At 72.7% G+C, this 18,461-nt stretch carries 19 protein-coding genes; 9 read left to right on the forward strand and 10 right to left on the reverse strand.

From position 1 onward, the window contains the following. Positions 1-195: 195 nt before the first annotated feature. Both AB0F89_RS18460 and AB0F89_RS18465 read left to right on the forward strand, forming a co-directional pair. The gene (locus AB0F89_RS18460) at positions 196-1,119 is read left to right on the forward strand and encodes a heme o synthase (RefSeq protein WP_367137799.1); all 924 of its coding nucleotides are present in this window, start codon (positions 196-198) and stop codon (positions 1,117-1,119) included. Between the two features lie 46 nt (positions 1,120-1,165). Beyond that, entirely contained in the window at positions 1,166-1,990 is an 825-nt protein-coding gene (locus AB0F89_RS18465; protein ID WP_367137801.1) for a hypothetical protein, read from the forward strand. Here the strand turns inward: AB0F89_RS18465 and AB0F89_RS18470 are convergent. From AB0F89_RS18470 to AB0F89_RS18480, 3 genes are read right to left on the reverse strand one after another with little or no spacing between them, the layout of a single operon-like run. Next, entirely contained in the window at positions 1,987-2,625 is a 639-nt protein-coding gene (locus tag AB0F89_RS18470; RefSeq protein ID WP_367137803.1) for an HD family phosphohydrolase, read from the reverse strand. The two genes, AB0F89_RS18465 and AB0F89_RS18470, sit on opposite strands and share 4 nt — an antisense overlap. Before the next feature lie 59 nt (positions 2,626-2,684). Continuing rightward, entirely contained in the window at positions 2,685-3,332 is a 648-nt protein-coding gene (locus AB0F89_RS18475; RefSeq protein ID WP_367137805.1) for a hypothetical protein, read from the reverse strand. A 6-nt stretch (positions 3,333-3,338) separates the two neighbouring features. After that, the gene (locus AB0F89_RS18480; RefSeq protein ID WP_367137807.1) at positions 3,339-4,346 is read right to left on the reverse strand and encodes a hypothetical protein; all 1,008 of its coding nucleotides are present in this window, start codon (positions 4,344-4,346) and stop codon (positions 3,339-3,341) included. Positions 4,347-4,566: 220 nt separating this feature from the next. On the opposite strand from AB0F89_RS18480, the gene AB0F89_RS18485 reads away from it, so the two are divergent. Next, a complete protein-coding gene (locus tag AB0F89_RS18485; RefSeq protein ID WP_367137808.1) occupies positions 4,567-5,166 on the forward strand; it encodes an FKBP-type peptidyl-prolyl cis-trans isomerase in 600 nt (199 codons plus the stop codon). A 60-nt stretch (positions 5,167-5,226) separates the two neighbouring features. On the opposite strand, the gene AB0F89_RS18490 is transcribed toward AB0F89_RS18485, so the two are convergent. Both AB0F89_RS18490 and AB0F89_RS18495 read right to left on the reverse strand, forming a co-directional pair. Next, complete coding sequence (locus AB0F89_RS18490) at positions 5,227-6,198, reverse strand: quinone oxidoreductase (protein ID WP_367137809.1); 972 nt, start codon at positions 6,196-6,198, stop codon at positions 5,227-5,229. 82 nt (positions 6,199-6,280) lie between these two features. Then, a complete protein-coding gene (locus AB0F89_RS18495) occupies positions 6,281-7,903 on the reverse strand; it encodes a DUF885 domain-containing protein (protein ID WP_367137811.1) in 1,623 nt (540 codons plus the stop codon). Between the two features lie 137 nt (positions 7,904-8,040). Here AB0F89_RS18495 and AB0F89_RS18500 point away from each other — a divergent pair, with 137 nt between their 5' ends. Together AB0F89_RS18500 and AB0F89_RS18505 are read left to right on the forward strand one after the other, a co-directional pair. Then, positions 8,041-8,328 carry a hypothetical protein gene (locus tag AB0F89_RS18500; protein WP_367137813.1) on the forward strand — a complete coding sequence of 96 codons (288 nt, stop codon included), beginning with the start codon at positions 8,041-8,043 and terminating at the stop codon, positions 8,326-8,328. Beyond that, the gene (locus AB0F89_RS18505; RefSeq protein ID WP_367137815.1) at positions 8,325-9,176 is read left to right on the forward strand and encodes a RimK family alpha-L-glutamate ligase; all 852 of its coding nucleotides are present in this window, start codon (positions 8,325-8,327) and stop codon (positions 9,174-9,176) included. The genes AB0F89_RS18500 and AB0F89_RS18505 overlap by 4 nt, the downstream gene beginning before the upstream one ends. Positions 9,177-9,238: 62 nt before the next feature. On the opposite strand, the gene AB0F89_RS18510 is transcribed toward AB0F89_RS18505, so the two are convergent. After that, positions 9,239-10,813 (reverse strand): cation acetate symporter, encoded by a 1,575-nt coding sequence (locus AB0F89_RS18510; RefSeq protein WP_367137817.1) that lies wholly within the window; start codon positions 10,811-10,813, stop codon positions 9,239-9,241. Then, a complete protein-coding gene (locus tag AB0F89_RS18515; protein ID WP_367137819.1) occupies positions 10,813-11,226 on the reverse strand; it encodes a DUF485 domain-containing protein in 414 nt (137 codons plus the stop codon). Before AB0F89_RS18515 ends, AB0F89_RS18510 begins: the two co-directional genes overlap by 1 nt. Positions 11,227-11,551: 325 nt before the next feature. Between AB0F89_RS18515 and AB0F89_RS18520 the strand changes: the two genes are divergently transcribed. The 4 genes from AB0F89_RS18520 (at position 11,552) to AB0F89_RS18535 (ending at position 15,722) form a co-directional block, all read left to right on the forward strand. Then, a complete protein-coding gene (locus AB0F89_RS18520) occupies positions 11,552-14,191 on the forward strand; it encodes a nitrate- and nitrite sensing domain-containing protein (RefSeq protein ID WP_367137820.1) in 2,640 nt (879 codons plus the stop codon). After that, a complete protein-coding gene (locus AB0F89_RS18525) occupies positions 14,188-14,631 on the forward strand; it encodes a roadblock/LC7 domain-containing protein (RefSeq protein WP_233815108.1) in 444 nt (147 codons plus the stop codon). Before AB0F89_RS18520 ends, AB0F89_RS18525 begins: the two co-directional genes overlap by 4 nt. A gap of 7 nt (positions 14,632-14,638) precedes the next feature. Further along, complete coding sequence (locus AB0F89_RS18530; protein WP_367137822.1) at positions 14,639-15,166, forward strand: DUF742 domain-containing protein; 528 nt, start codon at positions 14,639-14,641, stop codon at positions 15,164-15,166. Positions 15,167-15,257: 91 nt separating this feature from the next. Continuing rightward, a complete protein-coding gene (locus AB0F89_RS18535; protein ID WP_230569132.1) occupies positions 15,258-15,722 on the forward strand; it encodes a GbsR/MarR family transcriptional regulator in 465 nt (154 codons plus the stop codon). Here AB0F89_RS18535 and AB0F89_RS18540 read toward each other — a convergent pair. The 3 genes from AB0F89_RS18540 to AB0F89_RS18550 form a co-directional block, all read right to left on the reverse strand. Continuing rightward, entirely contained in the window at positions 15,659-16,612 is a 954-nt protein-coding gene (locus tag AB0F89_RS18540; RefSeq protein ID WP_367137824.1) for a heme A synthase, read from the reverse strand. The genes AB0F89_RS18535 and AB0F89_RS18540 overlap by 64 nt on opposite strands. 45 nt (positions 16,613-16,657) lie before the next feature. Further along, a complete protein-coding gene (locus AB0F89_RS18545; RefSeq protein ID WP_367138920.1) occupies positions 16,658-17,377 on the reverse strand; it encodes an ABC transporter permease in 720 nt (239 codons plus the stop codon). 65 nt (positions 17,378-17,442) lie between these two features. Continuing rightward, positions 17,443-18,381, reverse strand: a complete 939-nt coding sequence (locus AB0F89_RS18550; protein WP_367137826.1) for an ABC transporter ATP-binding protein — start codon at positions 18,379-18,381, stop codon at positions 17,443-17,445. Positions 18,382-18,461: the final 80 nt, after the last annotated feature.

Consider the following 18,461-nt stretch of genomic DNA (forward strand, 5'->3'; position numbering starts at 1 on the left):
GCTACCAAGGTCCACCGGCCAGCCTAGTCCGACCGGCGGACGCGCGTTGCACTCACGCTCTGTGGATATACGCACAGCCCTGGTCGGTATGCGCACAGCCGTGGCTGGTGCGTTCGGGGAGTACCCGAACGGGCTGCCTTCGGAACCCGCGGTTACGATCTGTCCATCCCCTGACCTGATGAGGAGCGCGACGCCATGAGTGCCGTCACCGAGGCTCCGGCGCGGTCGCCCCGACAGGTCGTCGGCGCGTACGTGGCGCTGACCAAGCCCCGGGTGATCGAGCTGCTGCTGATCACCACTATCCCGGCGATGCTCCTGGCGGAGCGCGGCCTGCCGCCGCTGTGGCTGATCGCGTGCACCCTGACCGGCGGCACCCTCGCCGCCGGCTCGGCGAACGCGCTGAACTGCTACGTCGACGCCGACATCGACTCGGTGATGAAGCGCACCAGCGCCCGGCCGCTGGCGAAGGACTCGATCCCGCCGCGCAACGCGCTGGTCTTCGGCATCGTGCTCGGCGTCGTGTCGTTCGGGTTCCTGTGGCTGACCACGAACCTGATGTCGGCCGTGTTCGCGGTGGCCACGATCCTGTTCTACATCTTCGTCTACACCCTGGTGCTCAAGCGCCGCACCTCGCAGAACATCATCTGGGGCGGCATGGCCGGCTGCATGCCGGTGATCATCGGCTGGTCGTCGGTGACCGGCACGGTGGCGTGGCCCGCGCTGGTGATGTTCGGCGTGATCTTCTTCTGGACGCCGCCGCACACGTGGGCGCTCGCGATGAAGTTCAAGGAGGACTACGCGCGGGCGGGCGTGCCGATGCTGCCGGTGGTGGCGACGGCGCAGCAGGTCACCCGGCAGATCGTCATCTACTCGTGGATCACCGTGGTGTGCACGCTGCTGCTGGCGCCGGTCACCTCGTGGATCTACGTGGCGGTGGCGGCGGCGTCGGGCGTGTGGTTCGCGGTGTTCGCCCACCGGCTGCACGGCGTCGTGCGGCGCGGCGGGTCGACCAACACGATGAAGTTCTTCCACCTGTCGAACCTGTACCTGATGCTCGTGTTCTGCGGCCTGGCCGTGGACGCGGTGGTCGGGCTGCCGGTGCTCGGCTGGCCGTTCTGAGCTTGATGCACTTTCCGCATGTTTGCGGATAGCTAGCCTGGTCGGCATGTCCGTTCAGGGGGATGGAAGACCACCCGACCGGGGGTCCTTCGACAAGGCGACAGTGGATCGCTGGCAGGTGTTCGGGGGCATGGCCGGCGTCGCCGCGCTGCTCCTGTCGATCATCGGCGGCATCCAGGACCTGGTGCCGTTGTCCCTGGTGGCGGCCGGTGTCGTCACGCTCGTGGGCGTGTGGTTGCTCTACCGGTGGGGCCGCCGCCCGCAGCAGCGCCTGGCCAGGCACTTCGCGCTGCCCACCGCCATCACGATCGTGGGCGCGGCCACCGCGGGCCTGCTGGGCGGCCTCGAACTGCGCCCGACGCCGGGCACCGCCCTGCCCGGCGGGAACCCGTCCACCACCACCGCGGACGTCGCGCCCGCCTCCGACCCGGCGGCCCCGACCGGAGGCGCCACCACGACCCACGTCGCGGCGGCGCCCACGACGACCACCGCCGCGCCGGTGGGCGCGGGACCGGCGGAGTTCCGCTCGGGTCGGGTCACCCTCACGTCCGGCTACTACATCGACCTGGACTCCAAGGGCGAGAGCGGCGGCGTCACCGGGGACTCGTCGTCGAAGGTCGACCTCCACTACATCTCCAGCCTGTTCGCGGAGCAGATCGCGCCGGTCGCCACCTCCGGGTCGCCGCCCTCCTACCAGGACTGCGTCTCCGCGACGGCGTTGAACAGCTCGATCGACGCGAGCGCCGTGGAACAGGGCGCGGCCTTCTGCCTGAAGACCACGGAGGGGCGCTGGGCCCGGGTGGTCGTGGTCTCGGCCGAGGTGTACCAGGCGATCGAGTTCGACCTGGTCGTCTGGGAGAAGCAGCCCTAGGACACCGCCGACAGCAGCTCGTTGACCTCGGGGTCGTCCAGCGACTCCACGATGCACTGCCACAGCTCCAGGTTCGCCGTGGCCCACCGGGAGTAGGTGGCCGCCGCCTCCGGGTCGTAGAAGTAGTAGCCCTCGTCGTGCTTGCCCGCCTGCTCGCCGACGATCTTGTGGGCGAGCTCCTTGAGCGTGATCCCGTTCTCCTCCAGGTAGCGGGGCGCGAGCACCACCGGCGTCACCGGCAGGGCCTTGAACAGCGTGTCCGCATCGGACAGCGCCTGCGCCTCGATCGAGATGTCGCGGTGGCGGGTGCGCATCTCGGCCTCCTCGACGACCACGTCGACCCGCGCCGCGACGTCGTCCGGCACGCCCGCGCGCGCCAGGATGTCCAGCCGCAGCCGCCTGCCGTCCACCGGCAGCGAGTTGCGCCGGACCATGTAGTTCACGTCGTGGACCAGGGCGGCCACCTCGACCAGCGCCACGTCCGAACCGTTGCGCCGGGCGAAGTGGACCGCCTTGTCCCGCACGAAGCTGACGTGGTGCCAGCCGTGGAACTGCAGTTTCGCGGCGAGGTCGCGGCACAGCCGCCACACCTCGCGCTCGACCTCGGAGATCGCGTGCGCCATGACAGTGCTCATTGGACCCTCCCGTGCCGGGTGGGCCGATGGTAAGCGCGCGCGGTCGAGCCGTGCGGTGGCTACAGGTTGTTCGTCAGGTCCTCCAACCTCGCCTCGACCGGCACGTGCCGGTGGCTGGTCCGGGTGTCGGGGTCGTAGCTCAGGCTCCACGGGCTGACCGCGCGCGACTTGACCAGGAACGTCATGGTGTCGTCCGCCGCCTCGGGGATGCGGTGGAACTGGTGCGCGAGCATCGTGCCCGAGGCGCCCTCGCGGGCCTCGTCGCGGCGCAGCAGGGCGGTGGACAGGATCGCCCGGCCGTCGTCCGCCACGTCCACGGCGAAGCGCTCGTGCAGGTAGGAGCCCGACAGGATGATGGTGCAGAAGTGGTAGCGGTGGTTGTGGATGGAATCGGCGTAGCCCGGTCGCCAGTCGCGCTGCGGCTTGTACTCGTGCAGCCAGAACGTGAACGGCTCGGCCGGCTCGTCCCGCAGGCACCACGCGAAGTGGGTCGTCGTCTCACGGGACCTGGCCACCACTCGCATCTCGTCCTGGGGTGAGAGGGCGCGCAGGTGCTCGCGCAGCCTCTCCCGCAGGCCGGGTCGACCCGCCCACTCCTGGAAACGCCTCTCGACGTGTCCCCAGTGGTCGACGACAGGGGGGTCGGCCACGGCGATGAGCGTGGCGAGCTCCGCGAGGGCGGAGAACCCGGTGAACTCGGTGAGCACGGCTTATCAGCTCCCCAACTGAGCGGACGCGGAGAATTCTTTGCGGAATCGGTGGAACTTCTCCTCAAGGGCCCGGAACCCCTCGTCGGTGAGCGCGGTCCCGGTGATCTTCTCGAACAGGGCGAGGAAGTCCGCCCGACTGGTGCCCGGCGTGATGACGACGTGGAGCCCTGCCTTGGAATTGCTGATGCGCAGGAACTCGGCGCGTTCCATCCCGTAGATGAACGAGCCCTCGGAGAACCGCACCGTGCGCGGGTAGTGCCGCAGCACGCCCGCGCTGGTGTTGCTGTAGAGGGTGAGCCACACGCTGTCGTCGAACAGCTCCAGCCGGTCCAGCGGCGGGTCGGACACGATCGTGAGGTCGATCCGCGAGCAGCGGCCGCGGGCCAGGAACAGGCCCACCAGCCCGATGGAGATCTGCTCGCGCAGGGTGGTCACGATCGAGTCGTAGTCGCCGTCGGCCCCTTCGTTGCGCAACAGGTAGCGCGCCCGCCCGCTGATGGCCTGACCGTCCCGCGGGTCGGCCAGCACGGCCCTGAGCTCGCACTCCGCCTGCGACAGCAGCAGTCGACAGGCCGCGTACCGGCCCGCGAAGCCGCGGAACACGTACAGCCGGGTGCGTTCCAGGTCCTGCATCATCAGCTGGTTGAACGCCGGGTCCGGACGTGCGGTCGGCTCGAACACGTGGCTGGGGAAGAACTCGCGGTCGAGCGCCCGGTACTCGGCGGTGAGGTCGCGCAGCGCCTTGCGGCTCTCCTCGATCACGGGGGTGACCAGCGCGCGGTGCGCGGCCGAACTCGTGATCAACGTCTGCCCGAACCCGACCACGGCCGTGATCATGGTGCCGGTGCCGACCGATGTCAGGAACGAGCGGAGCGCGCCTTGATCCATTGTGCTGGAAATGGCCAGGCTGGCCCCGGAAGTGACGATGAGCGTCAGCAGGAGCAGACCTGTCCGGGTCCAGAACAATTCTAGTAACAGGTTGCTGCGGATGCCCTTCGGCTCCGCGGACACGATGCACCTCCTTGGTCGCCACTCGATCGGCCGAATGCGTTCGGTGTACGATCAAGTGCGCGCAGTTACTGTACGCGCGCGTACGCAGCGGCGGTAGCGGTAATTAGTGGCACATTTGCGGTTTCACTCGTAGATCGACAGCAGCGCACCGTGACCGGCGTTGGGCCTGCCGGTGGGGCCGCGGCGCGCCGTCCGGGCCGGAACCCTAAGCTCGGCAACCATGCGTACTGTCGGCCGCACGGCCCTGGCTCTCGTGTCCCTGTTGTCCGCCGGTCTGGCGTTGACCGCGTGCACCGCGAGCGACCGGCCGTCCACCCTCACCAACACCCCGTCCGCGACCGTCGCGCAGCCCGAGGCGGAGCAGCCGGAGCAGCCCACCGAGGCCGACCTGCCCGAGCCGAGCGGCCCGCCCTGCGAGGTGTCGCAGTACCAGGTGACCGGCGCGGCGGGGGAGAAGCCGTCGATCACCGTCCCGACCGGCTGCACGCCGCAGGACGGCCTGGTCGTCGAGGACATCGCCGAGGGCGCCGGCCCGGAGATCAAGCCCGGCTCCACGGCCCAGCTGCACTACGTGCTGGCGACGTTCCGCGACCAGCGGACCCGGGAGGCGTCCTGGGACGGCGGCCAGCCGCTGGAGCTGGCGAACATCGGCCAGGCGAGCGTCATCAGGGGCTGGAACGAGGGCCTGATCGGCCTGAAGGAGGGCGGTCGCCGGCTGCTCGTCGTGCCGTCCGACCTGGGTTACCCGGAGGGCCGGGGCAGCATCCAGCCGGGCGAGACGCTGATCTTCGTGGTGGACGCGGTCTCGGTCCAGGAGTGAGCCGCTGACGCGTGCGGCGGAGGGCGGTCCCGGGTCGGGGCCGCCCTCCACCGTCCCGGCTCAGGGGACGAGCAGCTGCTTCCCGGTGGTGCGGCGGCCTTCCAGGTCCTCGTGCGCCCGCCGCGCGTCGGCCAGCGGGTAGCGCCCGCCGATCCGCACGGCCAGCGACCCGCCCGCGACGGCCGCGAACAGCTCGCCGGCCCGCCACTCCAGCTCCTCCCGGGTGGCCACGTGCGCCGCCAGCGACGGCCGGGTCAGGAACACCGAACCCGCCTGGTTGAGCCGCATCGGGTCGAACGGCGGCACCGCGCCGGAGGCGGCGCCGAACAGCGCCAGCACGCCACGCGGCTTCAGGCTGGCCAGGCTGCCGTCGAACGTCGTCCGGCCCACGCCGTCGTACACCGCGGCGACGCCGACGCCGTCGGTCAGCTCGCGCACCCCGGGCGCGAAGTCGGTCAGGTCGTACCGGACCACCTCGTCGGCGCCCGCCTCCCGGGCCAGCGCCTCCTTGGCCTCGGTGGACACCGTGCCGATCACCCGCGCGCCGCGCGCCTTGGCCAGCTGCACCAGCAGCAGCCCCACACCGCCCGCGGCGGCGTGCACGAGCACCGCGTCGCCCTCCTGCACCGGGTACGTCGACGTGACCAGGTAGTGCGCGGTGAGTCCTTGGAGCAGCAACGCGGCCGCCGTGTCGTCGTCCACGCCGTCCGGCACCGGCACCGCGTCCCGCACCGGCACCACGGCCTGCTCCGCGTAGCTGCCGAGGGACCCCGACCACGCCACCCGGTCGCCCACCGCGAACCCGGTCACGTCCGGGCCGACCGCGCTCACCCGGCCCGCGCCCTCCAGCCCCGGCCCGAACGGCAGGGGCAGCGGGTAGCGGCCCTCGCGGTGGTAGCAGTCGATGAAGTTCACCCCGGCCGCGGCCACGTCCACCAGCAGCTCGCCCGCCCCCGGCGACTTCGCGTCGACGTCGGCGAACTCCAGCGCGTCCGGTCCACCGGGCGTGCGCACCACCACTGCCTTGGGCATGTGTCGTCCTCCTGTAGCGATGTCCGTTCGTCAGCACACCAACCGCGGCGACGGCCGGGGTGTTCCGCGCACCGACGTCGTCTCAACGTCCGAGAGCGATCTTCCTCGCCAACCCGAGCGGCAGCGCGCCCGCGCCCGCGATCGTGTCGTGGAACTCGCGCAGCGACCCGGTGAACTCCGACCGGATGCTCTCGATCTCCAGCGCGCCGGTCAGGTACGACGGGGCCTGCGTCGGCCACGCGCAGTACCGGCTGACCTCGCCGACCGCCGTGCCGGGCGTCAGCGACGCCTTCGTCGTCATGAACTCCTCGGCCTCCTCGACGTCCATGTCGCCGCAGTGCAGCGCGGTGTCCACGATCATCCGCGCGGCCCGGAACAACCGCGCCTCGACGTGCGCCAGCTCCTGCGCCCGCGCCTTGGCCGGGTCGCCCACCACCTCGGCGGTGAAGTAGCCGTGCTCGCGCAGCAGCTTCTCCGCGTACAGCGCCCAGCCCTCGGCGAAGTACGGCGTGCGGAACACCTTGCGCACCGGGCGGTCCTGCGCGGCCAGCCACGACAGGTGCCAGTGGTGGCCGGGGTACGCCTCGTGCACCGCGATGGTGGCCAGCTGGGCGCGCGAGTTCGTGCGCAGCCGCTGCGCGGTCTGCTCGGCGGTGAACCCGTCCGGCGGGAACGGCACGAAGAAGTGGCCGGTCCGCTGGTCGGTCAGCGGCGGCGGCGACATGTAGGACGCCACCGCCAGCACCGGGCGCTGGAACGTCGGCGACGGCACCACCCGGCACTCCTCGCCGTCGGCGAACGTCACCAGGCCGTGCTCCACCAGGAACTCCCGCGCCCGCCGCGTCTCGGCCTCGTACTCGGCGCGCATCGCCTCCGGCGTCGGCGGGTGGTCGTCCTGGAACGACGCCATCACCGCGTGCCAGTCGTCCGAACCGGCCAGCCCGCGCATCTCCGCGTCCAGCTCGGCGTAGGCCGCCCGGCCCCGCTCGTGCAGCTCGGCCGCGCCGTAGCCCAGCACCTCCTGCTCGCGCAGCAGCGTCGAGTACAGCCGCTCGCCCATCCGCCAGTCGCCCGCGGCCCGCCCGGCGAACTCGTCCAGGAACGCCGCCAGCTCGTCGAACGCCCGCGCGGCCGGTTCGGCGGCCTCGGCCAGCTCCGCGCGCAGCGCCGGGTCGGACACCTCGGCGGGCAGCGTGGCGGTGAGGAACGCCCGACCGGTCCGGGCCTGGTCGGCGGCCCGCTTGACGATCCTCGGCGCGGCCAGGTCCGGGTGCAGGTTCGCCCGGCACGCGGCCAGCAGCTCGGGCACCTCGGCCAGCCGCCGCACGACGCTCGCCACCAGCTCCGGCTCCGGCCGCAGCCGGTTGAGGAACGCGCTGAACAACGGGTACAGCACCGCGCCGGTGTACAGCGACGGGTCGCGCCGCCAGGCGGGCCACGTGGCCGACGCCCGCACCCCGCGCAGCACGGCGATCACGAGGTCCCGGTCCACCGACTCCTGGAGGTCGTCGGTCCGCACCGCGGTGAACCGGTCGAGCCACACCCCGGCGCCGCGCTCGTACTCGCTGAACCCGCTCGCGCTGAAGTCGCCGAGGGTGTGGTCGTGCGCCGTCGAGCCGAGCATCGCGGCGTTGCCCGGCCGCTGGTCGAAGTGCCAGGTGAGGAACTGTTCGACCAGCTGGGTGAGGGTTGGGGTATCGGTCACGCCCGCAAGCTACCCCGTGGTCGGGCGGACCGGGCGGCGGCGCGGACCCCGCAGGGCTTTGCCCGTTGACGCTCCACCCGACCTCGTGAGTGCGGTCACGTGCGCGGAAGTTACCGGCAGGTTCTACTCTGGCCGACGTGGCAGAGGACAAGAGGATCGGGCGCGCGGTGAAGACGGCGACGGCGTTCGTGGCCGCGCACGGCAAGCCGGCCCGCGCGGTCGTGGAGCCCGTCGGGCGGGCCGGGGCGCGGGTCGTGCTGGTCGGTGACGACGGCGCCATGGGCGACGTGGTGCTGCCGGACGTGGCGTCGGCGGAGGCGCTGGTCGAGGCGGTCCCGGACCTGGAGCGGCACGAGTGGGACCGGGAGACGACGGCCGCGGTGAAGATCGGGCCGGCGCACCGCCGCAGGATGGCCGGTCGGTGAAGGTCGCCTTCGCCACCTGCGCGACGCTGCCCGCCGGCGACGGCGACGACGACGCGCTGGTCGACGCCCTCGCCGACGTCGGCGTGCACGCGTCGTGGACGACGTGGGGCGCCCCGACGTCGGCCGACCTGGTCGTGCTGCGGTCCACTTGGGACTACCCGGAGCGGCTGCCGGAGTTCCTGCGGTGGTGCGACGCCGAGCCCGCGCTGCTGAACCCGGCGCCGGTGGTCCGGTGGAACGCCGACAAGACGTACCTGGTCGACCTCGCGCGCGCCGGCGTGCCGGTGGTGCCGACGGCGGTGGCCGCGCCCGGCTTCGCCGACTGGCCGGACGGCGAGTTCGTGGTGAAGCCGACGGTCGGCTCCGGTTCGCGCGGCGCGCTGCGCGTCGCCGCCGGCGACCACGACGCGGCGGTCGCGCACCTGGCCACCCTGGACGTGCCCGCGCTCGTGCAGCCGTACCAGGCGAACGTGGACGCGGTCGGCGAGACCGCGCTGGTGTTCCTCGGCGGGCAGTACTCGCACGCGTTCACCAAGGGCGCGATGCTCACCCCCGACGCGCGGTACGACGAGTCCGGCCTCTACGTCGTGGAACGGCTGTCCGGCGCGTCGCCGTCGGCCGCGCAGCGCCGGGTCGCCGAGGACGTCCTGGACGCCGCCGCCGCGGTGACCGGCCTGGACCGCGCCGAGCTGCTGTACGGGCGGGTGGACCTGATCCCGGGCCCGGCCGGTGAGCCGCTGCTGCTGGAGCTGGAGCTGGTCGAGCCGTCGCTGGGCTTCCGACAGACCGACGCCACCGCGCCGCTCCGGTTCGCCTCGGCGGTGCGCGCCGCCCTCGCCCGCCGCTGACGACCCCCCACAACGCCGGACGCCGGGGCGCGAGAGCCCCGGCGTCCGGCGTTGCCACAGCGCTACTTCAGCCCCGAGCCGATCCCGGTCAGCGACCGGACCTCCATCTCGGCCTGCTTGGCCGGGTCCGAGGGCTCCTTGCTCAGCACCGTCCCCAGGTACCCGCACAGGAACGAGAACGGGATCGAGACCAGGCCGGGGTTGCCCAGCGGGAACCAGGCGAAGTCGACGTCCGGGAAGATGGACGACCTCGTGCCGGACACGGCGGGGGAGAAGGCGATCAGCACGATGCACGACCCGAGCCCGCCGTAGATCGACCACAGCGTGCCCTGCGTGTTGAACCGCTTCCAGAACATCGAGTAGATGATCGTCGACAGGTTCGCCGACGCCGCCAGCGCGAACGCCAGCGCCACCAGGAACGCCACGTTCTGCCCGTTGGCCGCGATGCCGCCGACGATGGCCAGCAGACCGACGACCACCGCCGTCAGCCGGGCGACCCGGACCTCCGACCGCGGGTCGGCCCGGCCGCGCTTGATCACGTTCGCGTACACGTCGTGCGCGAACGACGCCGACGCCGTCAGCGTCAGACCGGCCACCACCGCCAGGATCGTCGCGAACGCCACCGCGCTCACCACGCCGAGCAGCACCGCGCCGCCGATCTCGTAGGCCAGCAGCGGCGCGGCGGAGTTCTCGCCGCCGGGCGCCTCGGTGATCGCCTTCGAGCCGACCAGCGCCAGCGCGCCGAACCCGATCACCAGCGTGCACAGGTAGAACGTGGCCATCATCCACGTCGCCCACACCACCGAGCGGCGCGCCTCGCGGGCGTTCGGCACGGTGTAGAACCGCATCAGCACGTGCGGCAGCGACGCGGTGCCGAGCACCAGGGCCAGCGCCAGCGAGATGAAGTCCAGCCGGCTGGTCGGGGTGCCGCCGTAGCGCACGCCCGGCTGCAGCACCTCCGGCCCGAGCGGCGTGTTGCGCGACGCCGTCTCCAGGATCGCCGACAGGCTGAAGCCGAACTTGCCGAGCAGGAACACCGTCATCAGGGTCACGCACACGATCAGCAGGACGGCCTTGATGATCTGCACCCAGGTGGTGCCCTTCATCCCGCCCATCAGCACGTACAGCACCATGACGATGCCGACCACCGCGATGACGACCGCCTGGCCGGCCTTGCTGTGCACGTCCAGCAGCAGCGCCATCAACGCGCCCGCGCCCGCCATCTGCGCGATCATGTAGAACAGCGAGATGACCAGGGTGACGTTGGCCGCCGCGGCGCGCACCGGGCGCTGCCGCATCCGGAACGCCAGCACGTCGCCCAGGGTGAACCGGCCGGTGTTGCGCAACCGCTCGGAGATGATCATCAGGCCGAGCAGCCAGGACACCACCCAGCCGATGGAGTACAGGAACCCGTCGTAGCCGTTGACCGCGATGCTGCCGGAGATGCCGAGGAACGACGCGGCGGACAGGAAGTCGCCGGACAGCGCGATCCCGTTCTGCGGCCCGGTGAAGCTGCTGCCGGCGGCGTAGTAGTCGGACGCGGTGGCGTTGCGGCTGCCCGCCCGGTACACGATGTAGAGGGTGATCAACACGAAGACGCCGAAGACGCCGAGGTTGATCGCGGTGTTGCCGCCCATCAGCCCTGGTCCTCCGCGGTGAGCGCGCGGACCGCGGCGACCTGCGGGTCGAGCCTGCGCCGCGCGTAGCGGGAGTAGCCCAGGGTCAGCGCGATCGTCGTGGCGAACTGGAGCAGCCCGACCAGCAGGCCGATGTTGACCACGCCGTAAACCGGCGTGCCCATGAAGTCCGGCGCGTACGCCGACAGCGCCACGTAGCCCAGGTACCACAGCAGGAAGCCGCACGAGGCGGGCAGCACGAACACCGCGATCCGCCTGCGCAGCTCGCGGAAGTCGGCGCTGTCCTGCAACGCCGCGAAGTCCGGCGCGCCCGTCTCGTCGACCAGCCGGGGCGACGGGTCGTCGAAGGTGGCGAAGCCGCGTCCGCCGCGGGCCGACCTCGGATCAGTCGGAGGCAGGATCGCCTTCGTCATCAGTCCTCCACGGGGATTCGCCTCGCCGCGCACGCGGAAGCGCGGCCGGCGGCGAGCGCTCAGCGTAACCGCGCTGGGCCGTCAGTCAACGCCACGCGGCCATCGGGAGCACCTCCAGGACCCGGTCGACACCCAGCGCACGTCTTGATTGGCACATGCGTCACTTCGGTCCGTCACGCTGCGCCGATCGGATGAGGACCGACCGCAAGGTCGTTGTCCCACGCCTGTCCACCACCTACTATCCGCCCAGCAACACCCACGTTCGTCGTCATCCAGCGTCGGCGTCGTTGACCGAAACAACTACGGACTTCCCGGGGCTTGTCTGGTGACTGGCGACAACAACGCGCGCGCGCAGTGGTGGCGCAGCGTGGCGGACTGGCGGAACTGGCGCCTGCCGGTCAAGCTCGCCGCCGTCCTGGCGGTGCCCGTGCTCGTCGCCGTCGGCGCGGGCCTGGTGCAGATCCGCGGGTACGTCAAGAGCGCCGACACCTACGCCGCGATGCAGCGCATCGTGACGCTGCGCGCGGGCATCGACCCGCTGGTCGCGGGCGTCCAGGCCGAACGCGCGCTGTCGGCGCAGCGGTCCGAGGGCTCCGGCGCCGACTCCGACGACTTCCGGGACCTGACCCGCACCACCGACAACGCCGCCGCCGGCGTGCGGAACCTGATGGAGCGCACCACGACCCTCGGCGAGGTCGCCAACGCCCGGTTCCGCGACGTCGTGGTCCAGCTCGACGGCCTGCCGCAGCTGCGCGAGCGCGTGGTGTCGGGCAGCGTCGACCTGGAGGGCGCCATCGGCGGCTACAGCGTCGTGCTGCGCGCCCTGCTCGACTTCGACCAGGCCATGGTCGGCGACTTCGGCGACCCGGCGCTGTCCGGCACCGCGACCGCGCTGCACAACCTCGCCATGGCCGGCGAGCAGCTGTCCTGGCAGCACGCCGCCGTGCTCGCGGGCATCAGCCGCGGCCGGCTGCTGGACACCGAGGTCACCGCGCTGGAGCAGTCCTACACCCGCCAGCAGGACAAGCTGGCCGACTTCTCCGCCGTCGCCACGCCGCAGCAGCAGGCCGACTTCCGCAGCACCGTCTCGGGCCAGGAGGTCGACCTCCGCAACAGCCTGTTCCAGCAGATCCGCGCCAACCCCGGCGCGGTGGAGCGGCTGGTCGACGCCGAGGCGTGGAACAGCGGCTCGGAGAGCGCGCTCAAGCAGTACGGCGTCGTCCTGCGGTCCTTGGAGGGACAGCTGACGGCCGCCGCCGGCCGGCTCCAGGACGTGACCAGCGACCGGGCGGGCGCGGCGTCGGTGATCCTGCTGGCGTCGATGTTCGCCGCCGCCGCGGTCGGCTTCGTCGTCGGCAGCTACCTGCTGCGCTCCCTGCGCGCGCTGCGCACCGCCGCGCTGGACGTCGCCGAGCACCGCCTGCCGACCCTGGTGGCGCAGCTGCGGGAGAACGCCGCGCACGACGTCACGGTCGCGCCGGTGCCCGTGGACACCAGGGAGGAGCTGGGCCAGCTGGCGCGCGCGTTCGACGCGGTGCACCGGCAGGCGGTCAGCTCCGCGGCCGAGCAGGCCGACCTGCGCACCGGCATGCGCAACGCGTTCATCAACCTGTCCCGCCGCAGCCAGGGCCTGGTGGAGCGGCAGCTCAAGCTGATGGAGGAGCTGGAGCGGCAGGAGGAGAACCCCGAGCAGCTGGCGAACCTGTTCAAGCTGGACAACCTCGCCACCCGGATGCGCCGCAACAACGAGAACCTGATGGTGCTCTCCGGCAGCGACGTGGCCCGCCGCTTCACCCGCCCGGTGCCGCTGGGCGACGTGCTGCGCGCCGCCGCGTCCGAGATCGAGCAGTACCAGCGGGTCGTCGTGCAGACCACGCCGTCGGTCGAGGTCGTCGGCTACGCCGCGGGCGACCTGGTCCGGCTGGTGGCCGAGCTGCTGGACAACGCGACCACGTTCTCGCCGCCGCGCACCCACGTGGTCGTCGGCGGCCGGCCGCGACCCGGCGGCGGTGTGCTGGTCGACGTGGTCGACCAGGGCGTCGGCATGTCGGAGGAGGACCTGGCGCAGGCCAACCGGCGGATCGCGCTGGCCGCGTCGGAGGACTCCGGCGAGCTGCCGGTGTCCCGCCAGCTCGGCCTGTACGTGGTCGGCAGGCTGGCCGGGCGGCACGGCGTCGACGTGGCGCTGCGCGAGCAGGGCGACGGGTTGCGCGCGGTCGTGGCGCTGCCCGCCGAACTGGTGCGCGCGACCGGTCCGCTGACGGGCCGCCCGGCGCCCGCGCAGTCCTCCGGCCCGGGATCGCCGGGCACCGGCCCGCAGCCCGCGCTGCCGAGGTCGACGGGCCCCCAGCCGACGGTGCCGCGCCCGACCGTGCCGCAGCCCGCCCCGCCGCGCTCGAACGGCTCGCCGTCGACGGGTCCGCAGCCCGCGCTGCCTCGTTCGAACGGTTCGACCGGCCCGCAGCCGGCGCTGCCGCGCGCCGCCCTGCCGCAGCAGCCCGCGTCGCCGCCCGCCGTGCCGCTGCGGGAGGACGGGTGGGAGCCGTTCAGCGGTCGCACCGTCGACGCCGCCGCACCACGGCCCACCACACCGCCCGCCACCCCGGCGTCACCGCCGCCACGGGCGGCCTCGACCTGGTTCGGCGGCGCGGCGGCGCCGGCCGGACCGGCGGAACCGGCGCGGCACCGGGCCGCGGACGACCACGCGCGCGGGCAGGGGCCCGTGAACGACCGGCCGGAGCAGGACGCGCCGGGGCAGGGCGAGCCGGGGGACGTCCCGGCGGCGTTGCCCAAGCGGCAGCCGCGGACCAACCTGGTGGCCGAACGGCCGAGTGCGCCCGACGCGGTGGCACCCGTCCGAAGGGATCCGCAGGCGACACGCGGCTTCCTCGCCAGCTACCAGACCGGCATCAGGCATGGTGTGCGTGGATCCGGTGAAGACCGAGCTGGGCAGGAGAGCGGATGAGCACGCAGAAGTCGCGACAGGTCGACCAGTTCGGCTGGCTCGTGGGCAACTTCGTCGACCGCGTGCCCGGCGTGGCCCACGCGGTGGTGATCTCGGTGGACGGCCTGCTGCTGACCGCGTCGAACGGGCTGCCCGACGACCGGGCCGACCAGCTGGCCGCGATCGCGGCCGGGGTGGCGAGCCTGACCGAGTCGGCGGCCCGCTGCTTCGACGGCGGCGGCGTGTTGCGCTCGGTGATCGAGATGCAGTACGGGATCATGCTGCTGATGTCCATCCGGGACGGGTCCTGCCTGGCCGTGCTGGCCGCGCCGGACGCCGACGTCGGCCAGGTCGCCTACGAGATGACGGTGGTCGTGGACCAGGTCGGCCAGCTCCTGACCCCCGAGCTGCGCGCCCAGCTCCACGGCGCGAAGCGGATGATGGCCCGCCCGTCTGCGTGAGGTGGTCATGGACCGGAACGAGGGGCCAGCCGGGGACGAGACGTTCGCCGCGCTGCTGAACGGGTTCAGCCTCGACTCCTCCCGCCGTCGCAAGCAGGGGAAGCCGGAGCCGGAGCAGCGACCGGTCGAGAGCGGGGACACCAAGCCGCACCGCCCGGTGTTCGACGACGACGAGGACGACTTCTCCTACCCGCGCGAGGAGGCGGCCTCGATCGTCCGCGCCTACTCGTGGACCGGCGGCCGGACCACGTCGGCGTACCAGCTGGAGATCGAGACGCTGGTCTCGGCGGTGGACTGGGACTACCCGGGCGCGATGAAGGCCGAGTACCACGAGGTGATCGCGCTGGTCGGCCGGCCGCGCTCGGTGGCCGAGGTCGCCGCGCTGCTGCGGCTGCCGCTCGGCGTCGCCAAGGTGCTGCTGGGCGACATGGCCGAGCGCGGGCTGATCGACGTGCACAAGACGGTGTCCAGCGAGGGCGAGCAGCCCGACCTCGGCCTGATGGAACGCGTCCTGGCGGGCCTGCGCCGGCTCTGATCACCGCGCGCCCTTTGCGTGATGATCGACACAAGGCTTACTATGGCTTCAGTGTTGACCGAAGTGTCGACGCAGTGGCCTAGGGGGTCTGATGAGCGTCGGACGGGAAACGCGGCTGTCGGCGTGGATCGAGCGGTTCGCGGCGCACTTCGCCGAGGAGGGCATCCCGCTGATCGGCGGGCGCATCCTGGGCTACCTGCTGGTGTGCCAGCCGACCGAGCGGACCGCCGCCGAGCTGTCCCAGGAGCTGGAGGCCAGCAGCGGCTCGATCAGCACCAACCTGAAGTTCCTGGTCAACGCCGGGCTGGTGACCAAGCGGACGCGGCGCGGCAGGCAGGCGGCGCAGTACCGGATCAACGAGAAGCGGTGGGTCGACCTGATCCAGCGCAAGCTGGACGCGCTGGTGAGCGTGCGCGAGCTGACCGAGGCCGGGATGCGGCTGATGAGCGGCGACCCGGAGCGCGCCGTGCGGCTGCGGACCGTGGACGACCTCTACACGTGGCTGGCGACGGAGCTGCCCGCGGTCTGGGAGCGCAGGCCCTCGTCCTCGCGCTGAGGCCGTTCCCGGGTGGACACCCACAGGGCGGCGGTGGCGACGACCACCGCGCCCGCGCCCAGCACGTGCAGCGAGACCAGCACCTCGGGCACCCCGGTCCAGTACTGGACCACGCCCAGCGCGCCCTGCGCCAGTACGACGCCGACCAGCGCGTAGTACGGCCGGCGGGGCACGGGGTGGCCGCGCAGCGCGAAGCCCAGCGCGACGAGCATGCCGAGGAACAGGAACAGCAGGTCGGCGTGCAGCTGCGCCAGGGTGTCGACCGGCGCGTCGAGGCGCGGGGTGGCCGCGTCGCCCGCGTGCGGCCCGGCGGCGGTGACGAACGTGCCCGCGAGCAGCAGCAGCCCCAGCGTGACCGCCTGCACCACCTGCAGCGACAGCAGCGCCCTCGGCACCCGCGGCCGGGCGGGCTCGTCGCCCTCGCCGAGGGCGGCGACCAGCAGCACGGCGAACCAGACCAGCAGCATGGACACCAGGAAGTGCACGCTGACCGTCCACCACAGCAGGCCGGTGAGCACGGTGAACCCGCCGATCACGGCCTGCAGCACGACGCCGCCGAACTGCACCAGCGCCAGCACCACGACCCGCTTGCGGCGCGGCCGGTTGAACCAGGCCGCCAGCACGCACAGGCCGGCGATGACGCCGACCACGCCGGTCAGGGTGCGGTTGCCGAACTCGACCCACTGGTGCAGCGACGCCACCTCGGGGTGCTCGACCGGCACCATGCTGCCCTCGAAGCACTGGGGCCAGGTGGGGCAGCCGAGGCCCGATCCGGTCACCCGCACGATCGACCCGGTGACCGCGATGCCGCCTTGGGCGATCACGACGGCGATGGCGAACGCGCGCTGGAACGCGCTCAGGAACGTGGTGAACCAGGATGGAACGGACACCACCCGATGGTAGGTACCGCCGGCTGAGAACCGCCGCGCGGGGTGTCAGCCGAGCTTCGTCGTCCGGGTGGCGAGCGCGCCCGCGGCCACGCCCCAGACCACCAGCACGGCGACGTGGCCGGGGTCCGGCGCGGCGCCCTCGACCACGGCGTCGTGCAGCGAGAGGGCCAGCGCGGCCGACGGCAGCGCGTCCACGACGGTGGCCAGCCAGGCGGGCAGGGTGTCGACGCCGAGGGCGACGCCGCCGATCAGCAGCAGCGCGAACCAGACGATGTTGGCCAGCGCGAGCACGATCTCGGCCCGCAGCGCGCCGCCGAGCAGGACGCCGAGCGCGCCGAACGTCAGGGTGCCGAGCACGATCAGCAGGACCGCCCACAGCGCGCCGGTCGCGGACGGCAGCCGCCAGCCGAGCAGCAGCGCGGTGACGCCGATGATGACGACCTGCACGGCGACCACGGCCAGGGCCGCCGCGACCCGGCCGGCGACCAGCAGCCAGCGGGGGAGCGCAGTCGCGGCGAGGCGCTTGAGCACGCCGTAGCGGCGGTCGAAGCCGAGCGCGATCGCCTGCCCGGTGAACGCGGAGGAGATCACGGCCAGCGCGAGGATGCGGGCGGTGGCCGAGCCGACCCGGGGTTCCGGCACCGGGATGACGTCCATGAGGCTCATCGCGACCAGCAGCGCCACCGGGATGAGCACGGTGAGCAGGACCTGCTCGCCGTTGCGCAGGGTGAGCACGGCCTCGGTGCGGGCCTGCGCGAGCAGCATCCGGCCGAGCCCGCCGCGGCCGGGCGCGGGGGTGAACGTGCCGGGTGCGAACGGCTGGGGTTCGGTCACGAGCGCAGCTCCCTGCCGGTCAGCTCCAGGAACACGTCCTCCAGGCTGCGCCTGGCCACGGTCAGCTCCTCGGCCAGCACGCCCTGCTGGGCGCACCACGACGTGACGGTGGACAGCACCTGCGGGTCGATGTGGCCCTGGACGAGGTAGGCGCCGCGGCCGGCCTCGCGCACCTGGAGGCCCTCGGGCAGGGCGGCGCGCAGCAGCGTCAGCTCCAGCCCGGGACGGGCGCGGAAGCGCAGCTGCCGGTCGTCGGCGTGGTGCTCGGTGAGCTCGGCGGGGCTGCCCTCGGCCACCACGCGGCCGGCGTCGACGATGACGACGTGGTCGGCGAGGGCTTCGGCCTCGTCCATCAGGTGGGTGGTCAGCAGCACGGTGACGCCGTCCGAGCGCAGCGCCGACACCAGCTCCCACACCAGGCGGCGGGCCTGCGGGTCCATGCCGGCGGTCGGCTCGTCCAGGAACACCAGCTCGGGCCGCCCGACGAGGGCGCAGGCCAGCGACAGGCGTTGCTGCTGCCCGCCGGACAACCGCTTGTAGGGGGTGCGCACCGACGACGACAGCCCGAGCACGTCGAGCAGCCAGCCGGGGTCGAGGGGGTTGGCGGCGCAGGCGGCCACCAGGCGCAGCATCTCGTCGGCCCGCACGCCGGGGTAGCCGCCGCCGCCCTGCGGCATCACGCCGATCCGGGGGCGCAGCTTCGCGCCGTCGCGCCGGGGGTCGAGGCCGAGGACGCGGACCTCGCCGCCGTCGGCGGCCCGGAACCCCTCGCACACCTCGACCGTCGTCGTCTTCCCCGCGCCGTTGGGGCCGAGGAGGGCGAGGACCGTGCCGGTGTCCAGGGTCAGGTCGAGTCCGTTCACCGCGACGGTGGAGCCGTAGCGCTTGACCAGCCCCGACACCTCCACGGCAGGGTGCTGGGGATGCGGGCTCACGTCGCGGAAGCCTAGGGCGTGGCCCGGCCAACCCGGTGGTGGGGTCAGCCCTACCAGGGTTCTCCGGGTGGCTTCAGGGT

Source organism: Saccharothrix sp. HUAS TT1 (genome assembly GCF_040744945.1).
Lineage (GTDB): Bacteria > Actinomycetota > Actinomycetes > Mycobacteriales > Pseudonocardiaceae > Actinosynnema.

Excerpts from the sequence above, each read along its gene's own strand:
- AB0F89_RS18460 (WP_367137799.1), top strand. The coding sequence starts at position 196 with ATGAGTGCCGTCACCGAGGCTCCGGCGCGGTCGCCCCGACAGGTCGTC.
- AB0F89_RS18465 (WP_367137801.1), top strand. The coding sequence starts at position 1,166 with ATGTCCGTTCAGGGGGATGGAAGACCACCCGACCGGGGGTCCTTCGAC.
- AB0F89_RS18470 (WP_367137803.1), bottom strand. The coding sequence starts at position 2,625 with ATGAGCACTGTCATGGCGCACGCGATCTCCGAGGTCGAGCGCGAGGTG.
- AB0F89_RS18485 (WP_367137808.1), top strand. The coding sequence starts at position 4,567 with ATGCGTACTGTCGGCCGCACGGCCCTGGCTCTCGTGTCCCTGTTGTCC.
- AB0F89_RS18490 (WP_367137809.1), bottom strand. The coding sequence starts at position 6,198 with ATGCCCAAGGCAGTGGTGGTGCGCACGCCCGGTGGACCGGACGCGCTG.
- AB0F89_RS18510 (WP_367137817.1), bottom strand. The coding sequence starts at position 10,813 with ATGGGCGGCAACACCGCGATCAACCTCGGCGTCTTCGGCGTCTTCGTG.
- AB0F89_RS18515 (WP_367137819.1), bottom strand. The coding sequence starts at position 11,226 with ATGACGAAGGCGATCCTGCCTCCGACTGATCCGAGGTCGGCCCGCGGC.
- AB0F89_RS18525 (WP_233815108.1), top strand. The coding sequence starts at position 14,188 with ATGAGCACGCAGAAGTCGCGACAGGTCGACCAGTTCGGCTGGCTCGTG.
- AB0F89_RS18530 (WP_367137822.1), top strand. The coding sequence starts at position 14,639 with ATGGACCGGAACGAGGGGCCAGCCGGGGACGAGACGTTCGCCGCGCTG.
- AB0F89_RS18535 (WP_230569132.1), top strand. The coding sequence starts at position 15,258 with ATGAGCGTCGGACGGGAAACGCGGCTGTCGGCGTGGATCGAGCGGTTC.
- AB0F89_RS18545 (WP_367138920.1), bottom strand. The coding sequence starts at position 17,377 with ATGCTGCTCGCGCAGGCCCGCACCGAGGCCGTGCTCACCCTGCGCAAC.